Below are 11846 nucleotides of genomic sequence, written 5' to 3'. Positions count from 1 at the left end.
AGCCAGGTCCTGGCCCGCGCCATCCATGCCCATATCCACAGGCGCGTCTTCCTGAACGGAAACAAGACCGTCGTCTTCCCCGCATCGCCAGGAAGCTATGCCAGCGAAAGAATGGGCTGAATGGGGGATCCGGGTTGCGTTCCCCGGCGACAGGTCGCAAGATCAACTTTCCTGAAAGGAAAGAAGGATCGCGAGCGCCCGTGCCAGAGAACGCCAAGACCCAGCAGAAACTGACCCAGGATCCGCATGCCCTGCGCGACTCGCCAGAGCGGAACCTGGAGGTCGCGATCGGCCGCGTGGTCCGCGATCTGCGCAAGCGCCAGCGCATGACCGGATCGGATCTCGCGGCCCAGACCGGTCTGTCGATCGGGATGCTTTCGAAGATCGAGAACGGGGTGATCTCGTCCTCGCTGAACACGTTGCAGGCGCTGGCGAACGCACTGCGGGTGCCGCTGATCCAGCTGTTTTCCGGCTATGCCGAGCCTCGCGGCGCCATGCATGTCAAGTCCGGCGAAGGCGTCGAGATCGAACGGCAGGGCACCCGCGCCGGGCACCAGTATCATCTGCTGGGCCATATCGGCTCTAACAATTCCGGGGTCGTGGTCGAACCCTATCTGATCAACCTGACGACCGAGAGCGACCGCTTCCCCACCTTCCAGCACGAGGGCATCGAGATGCTTTACATGCTGGAGGGGACCGTCGGCTATCGCCATGGAGAGCAGATCTATCGGCTGGAACCGGGCGACACGCTGCTGTTCGACGCGGATTCCCCGCATGGGCCGGTGGACCTGATCGAACTGCCCGCGCGCTACCTGTCGATCATCACCTATCCGCAAAGCAAATAGCCTGATGGCGCGGGGGCCGGGGAGATTTCTCCCCGGCCCCCGGCCTCACGCGTCCCCCGTGCGTTTTTCCTGCGCGTCACGGTACGGGCCTGTCGTCAGGCCGTGCGCTCGACGGTCGCGGCGGCGACGGGCTGGGCCGGTCCTTGGCCCTCGGCCGCAACGGCCGCGCCGGCATAGACGCCATCGCCCAGCCGGAAGCCGACCTCGCCATGCTCGGCAATGTCGAGCCCGTCATATTCGGTGCCCGCGCTGACCCGAAGACCGACCAGCACATCCGCGACCTTCAGGGCGATCCAGGTCGTCACCAGCGAGACGAGGACGCTGAAGCCCATGATCAAAACCTGCGGCACCATCTGCGAGACCATGCCCCGCCCCTCGGGATAGCCCAGACCGCCAAGGGCGGGCGCGGCGAAGATCACCGTCAGCACACCACCCATCATCGCGCCGACCCCGTGGACACCGAAGACGTCGAAGGAATCGTCATAGCCGAAGCGGCGCTTGACGCTTTCGACCGCATAGACGCAGACCGGCGCGGTCAGCAGGCCGACCGCAATGGCGCCCGCCGGGCCGACAAAGCCGCAGGCGGGCGTGATCGCAACCAATCCGCCGATGCAGCCCGACAGCAGGCCGAAGGTGCTGGGACGCTTGCGATGAACCCATTCCGTCGCCATCCAGCCAAGCGCGCCGCCTGCGCCGCCCAGCATGGTATTGACCATGATCAGTGCGCTGAAGCCGTTGGCGGCCAGCGCGCAGCCTCCACAGAAGGCCAGCCAGCCGACCCACAGCATGGCGGCGCCGGAATAGGTCATGGTCATGTTGTGGGGAGCCATCATCGCGCTGCCATAGCCGGCACGCGGCCCCACGACCAGCGCGCAGACCAGCGCGGCAATGCCCGCGTTCAGGTGGACGACGTTGCCGCCCGCGAAGTCCTGGACGCCGATTCCGAAAACCCAACCGCCGCCCCAAGCCATATGGGCCATCGGGATGTAGTTGATGGTCAGCCAGACTGCCATGAAGATCAGCACGGCCGAGAATTTCATTCGCTCGGCAAAGGCACCGACAATGATCGGAGGCGTGATCGCCGCAAACATCATCATGAACAGCATATAGGTGTATTCGGGGATGGTCCCGACCAAGCTGTCCTGCGTAACACCCGCCAGGAACAGTTTGCCGGTGCCGCCGATCACCGCATTCCACGGCCCCTCGGAATCGAAGGTCAGGGAATAGCCATAGGCGACCCACAGCACGCAGATCAGCGCGATCGAGGCGAAGATCTGGGTCAACACCGACAGCACGTTCTTGCTGCGCGCCATTCCGGCATAAAACAGGCCCAGCCCCGGCAGCATCATCAGCATCACGATCAGCGCACAGGTGGCGACGAAAGCTGTATCGCCCGCATCAAGGGCGGGCGCGGCGTCCTGCGCCCTTGCCAGCGCGGGAAACAGGACCAGCGGCAAGGCCGGCAGGGCGTTCTTCAAGTTCATGGCGTCCTCCTTGTTCCGGAATGTCAGAACAAGGATGACCGGAAGCGGGCGCGGACCAAGTTTCCCGCCGGTGAATTATTTTCTCTGCGGGGAATCGACGGGCGGCGCTGAATAATGCGCCAGACTGCCTTTTCGGCGGTCAGAATTCGAAGCGCCGCGCCCCGGCCCGGACGAATCGCACGGGCTTGTGTCGGGGCCCACCGCGCGTTGACCACGGACGAGATCATGGCCCTGACGCGGGATTGATCGTGGTTCTTGTCGGTTCCAATGTCCTTCTGGACATCGCGACCGACGATCCGGTCTGGTTGGGCTGGTCGGCATCCGCGCTGCGCCGTGCCGGACGCGACGGGCGACTGGTCATCAACCCGATCATCTATGCCGAGCTTTCGGTGTCGCACAGCCGGATCGAGACGCTGGATGCGCTGTTGCCGCAGGACGTCTTTCACCGCGAGCCCCTGCCATGGGTGGGGGCTTTTCTGGCGGGCAAGGCCTTTCACACCTATTGCCAGCCGAGCGGAGCGCGGCACTCTCTGCTGCCGGATTTCTATATCGGCGCCCATGCCGCGATCGCGGGTTACCGTTGCTGACCCGGGATCGCGGGCGCTATGCGACCTGTTTCCCGACGGTCGGGCTGATCTCGCCGCGATAGTCCCTGCGCACCCTGCCCTATGCCGCGCCGCCGCGCAGGAATGCCACAGCGCGTCCGCAGGAACGGGCAAAGGCCGCGCGGACGGTTGACTCGAATCGAACAAGGCTTTGCCCTGTCAGGGAAAAGCGGCAGCGGGGTGGGATGCCCGACGATCGGCTGCCTGGATGGTGTCGGAAGACGAGGGAGACGGGATGTTCAAACGTGCATGTCTTGCGACCGTGGCAGTGCTGGCACTGGCCCCCGCGGCCTTCGCGGCCGAAGGCGGAACGGGCTTCTATCTTCTGGGCCTGCGGGCAACGGGCGCGGGGGGTAGTGCCCCCCGCTGGCACCTATTTCCAGTTCACCTTCTACGGCTATTCCGGGGGCAGCTCGGCCGACATTCCGCTGAACGGGCGACTGAACCTGGATCTTGAGGGGAATGCCGCGCTGGGGCTGGCCACCGGGGTCTGGTCGCTGGACAGCGGCCCGGTACTGGGCGGGCAACCCTATCTGACGGCGCTGGTGCCCTTCGGCTGGAAGGAAACCAAGCTGGGCGCCACCCTGACCGGCCCCGGCGGCGACGTCCTGTCGGGCAGCAGGCAAGAGGACAGCTTTCTGATCGGCGACCCGGCGATCGGCGGTGGCATCGGCTGGAAATCGGAGAATCTGCTGACCTCACTGAACCTGCTGGTGAACGTGCCCATTGGTGATTACCAGCAATCACGCACGACCAATATCTCGTTCAACCACTGGGCGGGCGACCTGACCGCCGCGGCGACCTGGTTGGGCGCGGATGGCTGGCAGCTTGACGGCGCGGCGGGTCTTAGCGTCAACGCCGAGAACCCCGACACCGACTATCGCACCGGCAACGAACTGCATCTTGAGGCAGCGGTTGCCAAGACGACCGGGGCATGGACGGTCGGCCTTGCCGGCTATCACTATCAGCAGATCACCGGGGACAGTGGCGACGGTGCGGTGCTGGGCGACTTCAAGGGCCGCGTGTCGGCGCTGGGTCCGGCCGTCAGCTGGGCAGGAGCCGTCGGCAAGCGGCCTGTCGCCGTCGATGCCCGCTGGCTGCATGAGTTCGATGCCAAGAACCGGGTTGAAGGCGACGCGCTGCTGTTCAACGTGACCGTGCCGCTTGGCGGCTGAACGGCGCGCGGGCGGGGCAAGGACACAGCCCCTGTCCCACCCGCAACCCGCTTGCACCGCCGGCTCCCGCCTGTAATCAGGACCGCCAGCGCAAGGGGAACATCGTGCCCGCGAGTCTTCGCCATCTCAGGATGTTTCTCGCCCTGGGGCGCGACAACTCGGTGACGCGGGCGGCGGCCGCCTGCCATGTCTCGCAGCCCGCGGTCACGCAGGCGATGTGCAAACTGGCGAAGGAAACGGGGCAGGCACTGTTTCAGCGCAGCCCTCAGGGTCTGTTCCTGACCGAGGCGGGGAAGGTGCTGGCCCACCGCGCCAGCCGCGCCCTGCGGCTTCTGGACGCCGCCATGGCCGATATGGACCGCCCCATTCGGGTGCAGGCGACGTGGGCGCAGCTTTCCGCGCTGATTGCAGTTTCCGAGGTTGAGAATTTCACCCTGGCCGCACGGCGGTTGGGGTTGGCGCAACCGACGGTACATCGCTCTACCTCGATGCTGGAACAGGCGGCGGGCACGGTCTTTTTCCAGCGCACGGCACATGGCCTGATTACCACGCGCGCAGCCCAGAATCTGGCGCAGGCGGCCCGGCTGGCGCTGGCAGAACTGGAGCAGGCGGCCTCGGACCTTGCGGCGCTGGACGGGGCTGAAGCGGGGCGTATCGTTCTGGGTGCCCTGCCGCTGTCCCGCTCGGGCTGGCTGCCACGCGCGGTTCTTGAATTCCGCAAGACCCGCCCCCGCTTTCCGGTCGAGATCATCGACGGCCGCTATGACGAATTGCTGCTGGCACTGCGCCGCGGCGAAATCGACATGGTGCTGGGCGCCCTGCGCCTGCCCAGCCCGATCGACGACATCGTGCAGGAGCGCCTGTTCGATGACGAGGTCGTCGTGGTCGCCCGTCACGGCCACCCGCTGCTGCGGCGGGGTAAGATCGAGCTGGCCGACCTGGCGGCCTTTCCTTGGGTCATGCCACGTCGCCCGACGCCCATCCGGGCGATCCTGGATGCGGCCCTGCCGCGCCCTCAGATTGCTGGCCATGAATCGCCGGGCGTGATCGAAACCTCGTCCGTCATTGTGCTGCGCGAATTGCTGCGCGGCAGTGACCAACTTGGCGGTGTCTCGCGCCTGCAGGCCGAGGTTGAGGCCGAGGCGCTGGCGATCCTGCCCGTGCACCTGCCCGGCGCGCTGCGCCCCATCGGCCTGACCACCCGGGCCGGGTGGGAGCCGACCGGCGCGCAGCGCGAATTCCTGGCGGTGCTGCGCCGCACGGTCCCCGGGGGCGGTGACGCGCTATAGCGGAAACTTATCGTATGGGCGGCGCTTCCAATTTGCGCTGAAACCGCGCCGGATCCAGTCTTGCGGGCAACCGACCGCAAGGAGAGACCATGCCAAGCAAGACCGCCCTTGTCATTTCTGCCCATGCCGCCGATTTTGTCTGGCGCTGCGGTGGCGCAATCGCGCTTCACGCCCAGTTGGGGTATGAGGTCACGGTGGTCTGCCTGTCATTTGGCGAGCGCGGCGAAAGCGCCAAGTTGTGGAAAGATCCCGGCATGACGCTGGCACAAGTCAAATCCGCCCGCCGCGCGGAATCGGAAAACGCGGCGCAGGCCTTGGGCGTGCATGATCTGGTCGAATTTGATCTGGGCGATTACCCGCTGCACCTGACCCAGGACGACAAGTTCCGGCTGGTCGATGTGATCCGCAAGGTCCAGCCCGATTTCATGCTGAGTCACAGCCAGTACGACCCCTACAACACCGACCACATGTATGCGACGCAAGTGGCGCTCGAATGCCGCATGATCGCCCAAGCCTGGGGCCACGAACCCGGCCAGAAGGTGTTGGGCGCGCCCCAGCTTTACCTGTTCGAACCGCATCAGACCGAACAGATGGGTTGGAAGCCCGACACCTTCCTGGACATCACCCCGGTCTGGGACAGAAAGCGTGCCGCCATCGAATGCATGGAAGGGCAGGAACACCTGTGGGAGTATTACACCCGCGTCGCCGAAAACCGGGCCAACCACTTCATGCGCAACTCCGGCGGCCAGTCTGGCGGACGCAAGGCGAAATATGCCGAAGGCTTCCAGTCCGTGTTCCCGCGCACCGTGGATGCATTGTGATGGAGCCGTGCTTTGACATCGCGCATCTCGGTCATGTCGAGATGCTGACCGACCGGTTTCAGGAAAGCCTGGATTTCTTCACGCGGGTCTATGGGCTGAAGCTGTCCGGACAGGATGCGGACAGCGCCTATCTGCGGGCCTGGGACGATTACGAACATGCCTCGTTGAAGCTGACGCGGGCGGCGACCACCGGGATCGGCCATGTCGCCTATCGCGCCAGCAGCTCCGAGGGCCTGCTTCGCCGCGTCGCTGTCATCGAGGCCTCGGGCTACATGGTTCATGGCTGGGTCGAGGGCGACAAAAGCCACGGTCGCGCCTTCAGATTCGAGGACCCATTCGGCCACATCTTTGAAATCTATTATGATACTGTCAGGTATCAAGCGCGGGAACCGGACCGGCCCGCGCTGAAGAACACCGCCAGCGCCTTCACCGGCGCCGCCCCCCGCCGCCTTGACCACCTGAACCTTCTGGCCGCCGACGTGACCGAGTTCCGGCGCTTCATGGAGACCTGCCTTGGCGCGCGCGTGACCGAGATGATCCAGCTGGACAATGGCCGGATCGGCGGTTGCTGGTTCACCGTCAACAACAAGACCTATGATCTGGCCTGCACCGAAGAACATGGCGGCGGCAGTGGGCGGCTGCACCACGTCACCTATGCCACCGATCAGCGCGAGGACATCCTGCGCGCCGCCGACATCTTCCTGCAGAACGGCATCCATATCGAGACCGGCCCCCATAAGCACGCAATCCAGGGCACGTTCTTCCTGTATGTCTGGGAACCCGCCGGAAACCGGGTCGAGCTTGCCAATGCCGGCGCCCGATTGATCCTCGCCCCGGACTGGCAGCCGGTCGTCTGGACCGAGGCCGACCGCAGGAAGGGCCAAGCTTGGGGCCTGAAGACCATCGAGACATTCCACACCCACGGCACCCCGCCGCTGAAGAAGGGTTAAGCCATGGCCGTCGTCGTTCAGAACATCCCCCGCGCCGAACCCGCGACCATCGCCGGTCTGGCCGAAGCGGGCGTCGCCACAGTGCACGAGGCGCAGGGACGCGTCGGCTGCCTTGGCAGCCACCTGCGCCCGATCTATGCCGGGGCGCGCATCGCTGGCAGCGCCGTGACGATCAGCGCGCCGCCGGGCGACAACTGGATGCTGCATGTCGCAATCGAACAGTTGCGGCAGGGCGATATCCTTGTCCTTGCCCCCACCTCTCCCTGTGACAACGGATATTTCGGCGACCTGCTGGCAACAAGCGCAATGGCGCGGGGTTGTCGCGGGCTGGTGATCGACGCGGGTGTGCGCGACATCCGCGATCTGACCGCGATGGGCTTTCCGGTCTGGTCCCGCGCGATCAGCGCACAGGGCACCGTCAAGGAGACGCCCGGCTCGGTCAACGTCCCCATCGTCTGCGCGGGTCAGCTGGTCGAGGCTGGGGATGTGATCGTCGCCGATGACGACGGGGTCTGTGTCGTGCGGCAGGTCGATGCCGAGGCCGTCCTGGCCGCCGCTCGCAAGCGAGTCGAGGCGGAAGAGATCAAGCGCAGGCGCCTTGCCGCCGGAGAGCTTGGCCTCGACATCTATGACATGCGCCCCCGGCTGGCGGCGAAGGGGCTGAAATATGTGTGACGGCATCCCCTGCCTGTGGATGCGGAGCGGCACATCGAAGGGTGCGTACTTCCTCGCCTCGGATCTGCCCGCAGCCCCTACCCTGCGCGACGCGCTGCTGCTGCGGATCATGGGAAGCCCAGACCCGCGCCAGATCGACGGGATCGGCGGCGCTGATCCCCTGACCTCGAAGGTCGCCGTTCTGTCGCCACCGACGCGCCCGGACGCCGATGTCGACTATCTGTTCCTTCAGGTCTTTGTCGACCAGGCGTTGGTGTCGGACGCGCAGGGCTGCGGCAATATTCTGGCCGGTGTCGGCCCTGCCGCGATCGAACGCGGACTGGTCGCCGCCACCGGCGATGAAACCCCCGTCCGTATCCACATGCTGAATACCGACGAGGTCGCGCTGGCCCGCGTCCAGACCCCCGGCGGGCATGTCCGCTATGCGGGCGATGCCGCCATCGATGGCGTTCCGGGCCGCGCCGCGCCGATCCCGCTGATGTTCCAGAAGATCGCCGGGTCCATGTGCGGCGCCCTGCTGCCCAGCGGGAATGCGGTTGATGTCATCGACGGGATCGACTGCACCCTGATCGACAATGGCATGCCCTGCGTCATCATGCGCGCCGCCGATTTCGGCCTGAGCGGGCAGGAAACGCGCGAGGAACTGGAGGCCAACCTCGCGCTGCGATCCCGGATCGAGGCCATCCGCCTGCAAGCCGGACCGATGATGCATCTGGGCGATGTTACGGAAAAGTCGGTACCGAAGATGACCCTTGTTTCGTCCGCCCTTCAGGGTGGCGCGATCAACACCCGCAGCTTCATCCCGCACCGCGCCCATGCCTCTATTGGGGTCTTTGCCGCCGTCAGCGTGGCAACGGCCTGCACCCTGCCCGGCTCTCCCGCCGAGCGGCTTGCCACCCTGCCGCCAGATGGCCGTTTCCTGATAGAACACCCCTCTGGCGCGGCCGAAGTCCTGCTTCAGATGGATGCGGATGGCCTTGTGACCGAGGCCGGCACCTTGCGCACCGCCCGCAAGCTATTCGATGGTATGGTCTTTCCCCGCGAGGGATCGTGATTGACCGGACGGCCGCGTAAAATTCCTGCTCTGCCCGCTGGAAACCGGACCGTTCAAGGATGGAGTTTTCGACTAGCCTTCTTTGGTTGAGAGCCAGGTTGCTGCGTGACGAGATCCGGCGGCTGACGGCGCTGGAAGTCGAGAACAGCCGGCTGAAGTAGGTCACCGATCTGAGACCGGCCCCTGAGATGCCGCAGGGCGTGATCCGCCGAAGGCTCCTGGCCGGATGGTCGAGCCGGTTCGCGGGATGTGCATCGATTGGGGGCGTGTCGATACGCGGGGCTTCTGGCCCCTGCGGCTTGATACCTCAACGCTTCACTGCAAATCCTGCCGCACCGATCCGGCAGCCGTCGCGAGACCGATTAAGGAGATCTGCGAAGACGCGTAGGATTTACAATGTGTTGAGGCTTTGGTTGCGCCGCAGTCCTCCGAAGCGGCGGGTGCAGGCGAAGCTGCGCGATGATCGCCAGAAGGCGGCCAGGCCGAACGATGTCTGGGCCGTGGAATGAAGCGGATCGGAAAACGGTCCGAGGAACTGTTTTCCCGCCGAATGTCCATGACCCGCTGCCTTGGGCAACAGAACCACGATATTGATGATCGTCTACGCCCATTCCGGTTTGCCGGCCCAAACCCACGCTTCACCCAACGTGGCGAGGATGTGGTCCAGATGCTGCAACGGGCCTGTGCCCAGGTCGGCTATCCCGCGACGATCCGGAACGCGCACTGATTTCATGAACCTTGCGGAAGCGGTCGAACAGCTGGAGGATTGACGCAGGCACTCCAACGAGGACCGACCCCACTGCGCCATCGGATACAATGTCCGGCCATGCAGCATTGGCGAAGATCGACCGGCGACTATTGGCCGGCCTTCCCATCCGGGCATCAGGACCCTTGCCTGAGCCAAGCCCGCCCACTTCTGCCCCGCAGCATGTCGCTCGGAGCCCTTCAGAGACATCCGGACCGGCCGCAGCATCTCTGCCCCATCGCAGGCACAGCGAATGGCGCGGCCCGTTGCTGCATTTCAATAGGATGTCTGGCGCTGCAGCGCGGTTTCTCCGGAGCAGCCATTGGTGATATCGCGCAGCAACTAGAGAGACCGAACTCACGGAATGAAGGATCAGAGAGTTCAAGAAAGTAAATCGCCGCAGCTTGCTTCAGCCAGTGTGCCTATAGACTACGGAGATATTAAGGAAAATGTCGCCACGCCATTGCTGCCGGGACCGAGGCGAATAGAATCTGGAGTTCCTCGATTAGATGGGCTTGGCGCTTCATCTCTTCCCAGACTGTGGGATGTGGCGAGCTCAGAAGGCTTGAGCGAATAGAATCGAGCTCGGAATTTTCTGCACCTTGCTCTGCCTTCGCCGCATACTCCGATAGCCGGGCGCGATAGCCGAGGTCGGCGTCCCGCCTCGTTGTCAACAGCAAGTCCCTGTTCAGACCGAGAAGCTCAATCGTAAACGTAGCCCGGGCTTCATCGAGAGGGCTTAGATCAAGTGCTTCCAGCACGAAGAATGTTCCCTGGAGGTCCATGTCAAAGAACTGCAGAGGATCCTCGGATCTCGGGTCAATCAGCGCGGGAAGACCATCCAACGGAGCAATTACCGGAGCACGCCGCGGCCGAGTGACATCAACCCTCACACCTGCGGCATCAATGATCGAGAAACTGTTGAGTTTACGTCCGTTGCAAGGCCCGCAGGCGTAGACGTAGTTTGGCCAACGAAAGACACTCTCGGGGTAAAGGTCTTTCGGCTTTACATGCTCTACCTCGTCTGCAGCCGAGTCTTCGCAATACGCGCAACGTACCGCTTCACCGGCCATTTTTGCGAGAGCCTCGCGAACGTTTTGGAAGATGGCATTGGTTCGACGATTGCGACTGCTGAATGCGCTCTTTGCCGTCGCAACCCTGTCCGAATAGTTTCCGGCCTGATCCATTTCCTCTTGGTAGTTGCCCAGTCCATCTAAGGTGGCCTGCGTTAAGCCCGGATCCCGCAACTTAAGCATCTCAAACGGTCGTAGCAGTGGTTGGGAGAATAGAACGAAGCTCGCTAAGGCGAGCTACGTCCTCTTTGCTTAGCTGACCGCGAATTTCTCGCCGGTTCAGGCCTGCTAACTCCTTCAATAACTCTGCGGACGCCTCCGAGCGCTCCACATCGCGTCCGAAGTGTTCAGTCCCATAGGCCTCGGTCAGGTTTCCGTTAACTAACCGATCAAAGTCTCTGCCCGTAATGCGCGTCGATGGCTCGTCACTTCCCGGAGTTGCAAGTCGCCAAATTGAGTTTTTACGGGCTGCGCGGCAGATAATATGACTGTGTGTAGTGACGAGAAACTGCACTTCCGGAAAACTGGTAATGAACCACTCGCCGATACACTCTTGCCAAGTTGGGTGGAGATGTGCATCACTTCGTCGATCAGAACCACGCCAGGCAAATCGATTGAAGTGGGCTCACCGCGTTCGAGAGCGGCCAACAAAGCTTCGCGCCCGTAGGCGGTGTCCATCGCACGCAGTATTTCAAGGTTCATCGCCAAAACAGAGCGGTAGCCGTCCGACATCTCCTCAATAGGGACGACCGCCCCATCGCCGTTGCTGATCATAATGCCGTCCGCGGTGATGCTTTCGAGATAAGCTCCGTGTGGAAGGAGATCTGAAGCGTTGAAAAACCGAATAACCCCCTGAACAAGCGACGATGCAGCCTGATCTTTTTCAAGGGCTTTGAAGCGAGCCCTGCGTATCCATTCCAACGCCTCGGAAAGGGCTACATCCTCCCCTAAAGCCGAAAGGTGAGGAGCAAGCTTGGGGTGACTGTAGTAAAGACGGTCATATTTGACCTGCCACGGGATTTTTCCTCCACCGGCGATTAGAGTCCGACCCACCGAAGGGACGGACAATGAAGCGATCAAGATACAGCGAAGAGCAGATCATCGGCATCCTGGCCGAGCATGAGGCTGGG

11 protein-coding genes and 1 pseudogene are annotated in these 11846 nt (G+C 63.5%); 9 read left to right on the top strand and 3 right to left on the bottom strand.

Annotated features, from left to right (window positions below):
* Together purU and ACO2Q4_RS23485 are read left to right on the top strand one after the other, a co-directional pair.
* Positions 1-120 (top strand): annotated as a pseudogene (gene purU, locus ACO2Q4_RS23490) (formyltetrahydrofolate deformylase); the annotation flags it as partial.
* 80 nt (positions 121-200) lie between these two features.
* On the top strand, positions 201-845 hold the full coding sequence (locus ACO2Q4_RS23485; protein WP_395135963.1) for a helix-turn-helix domain-containing protein: 645 nt from the start codon (positions 201-203) through the stop codon (positions 843-845).
* Positions 846-940: 95 nt separating this feature from the next.
* Here the strand turns inward: ACO2Q4_RS23485 and ACO2Q4_RS23480 are convergent, their stop codons facing one another.
* A complete protein-coding gene (locus tag ACO2Q4_RS23480; protein WP_423322155.1) occupies positions 941-2329 on the bottom strand; it encodes an ammonium transporter in 1389 nt (462 codons plus the stop codon).
* Positions 2330-2577: 248 nt separating this feature from the next.
* Between ACO2Q4_RS23480 and ACO2Q4_RS23475 the strand changes: the two genes are divergently transcribed.
* The 7 genes from ACO2Q4_RS23475 (at position 2578) to ACO2Q4_RS23445 (ending at position 8898) form a co-directional block, all read left to right on the top strand.
* Positions 2578-2916, top strand: coding sequence for a type II toxin-antitoxin system VapC family toxin (locus tag ACO2Q4_RS23475; RefSeq protein WP_423322154.1), 339 nt, complete (start codon positions 2578-2580; stop codon positions 2914-2916).
* Positions 2917-3290: 374 nt separating this feature from the next.
* Entirely contained in the window at positions 3291-4109 is an 819-nt protein-coding gene (locus tag ACO2Q4_RS23470) for a SphA family protein (RefSeq protein WP_423322153.1), read from the top strand.
* A 104-nt stretch (positions 4110-4213) separates the two neighbouring features.
* Positions 4214-5398 (top strand): LysR family transcriptional regulator, encoded by a 1185-nt coding sequence (locus ACO2Q4_RS23465; RefSeq protein ID WP_423322152.1) that lies wholly within the window; start codon positions 4214-4216, stop codon positions 5396-5398.
* A gap of 89 nt (positions 5399-5487) precedes the next feature.
* On the top strand, positions 5488-6219 hold the full coding sequence (locus ACO2Q4_RS23460; protein ID WP_423322151.1) for a PIG-L deacetylase family protein: 732 nt from the start codon (positions 5488-5490) through the stop codon (positions 6217-6219).
* Positions 6219-7169 carry a VOC family protein gene (locus ACO2Q4_RS23455; RefSeq protein ID WP_423322150.1) on the top strand — a complete coding sequence of 317 codons (951 nt, stop codon included), beginning with the start codon at positions 6219-6221 and terminating at the stop codon, positions 7167-7169. Before ACO2Q4_RS23460 ends, ACO2Q4_RS23455 begins: the two co-directional genes overlap by 1 nt.
* A gap of 3 nt (positions 7170-7172) precedes the next feature.
* On the top strand, positions 7173-7844 hold the full coding sequence (locus tag ACO2Q4_RS23450; protein WP_423322149.1) for a 4-carboxy-4-hydroxy-2-oxoadipate aldolase/oxaloacetate decarboxylase: 672 nt from the start codon (positions 7173-7175) through the stop codon (positions 7842-7844).
* Positions 7837-8898, top strand: coding sequence for a 4-oxalomesaconate tautomerase (locus tag ACO2Q4_RS23445; protein WP_423322148.1), 1062 nt, complete (start codon positions 7837-7839; stop codon positions 8896-8898). Before ACO2Q4_RS23450 ends, ACO2Q4_RS23445 begins: the two co-directional genes overlap by 8 nt.
* A gap of 1185 nt (positions 8899-10083) precedes the next feature.
* On the opposite strand, the gene ACO2Q4_RS23440 is transcribed toward ACO2Q4_RS23445, so the two are convergent.
* Positions 10084-10899: a hypothetical protein gene (locus tag ACO2Q4_RS23440; protein WP_423322147.1), complete on the bottom strand. Its 816-nt coding sequence runs from the start codon at positions 10897-10899 to the stop codon at positions 10084-10086.
* Positions 10900-11097: 198 nt separating this feature from the next.
* On the bottom strand, positions 11098-11784 hold the full coding sequence (locus ACO2Q4_RS23435) for a hypothetical protein (RefSeq protein ID WP_423322146.1): 687 nt from the start codon (positions 11782-11784) through the stop codon (positions 11098-11100).
* Between the last annotated feature and the right edge of the window lie 62 nt (positions 11785-11846).

Source organism: Paracoccus sp. KR1-242 (genome assembly GCF_049446195.1).
In the GTDB taxonomy this organism is placed as follows: domain Bacteria; phylum Pseudomonadota; class Alphaproteobacteria; order Rhodobacterales; family Rhodobacteraceae; genus Paracoccus; species Paracoccus broussonetiae.
This window is presented reverse-complemented; position numbering and strand designations above follow the sequence as displayed.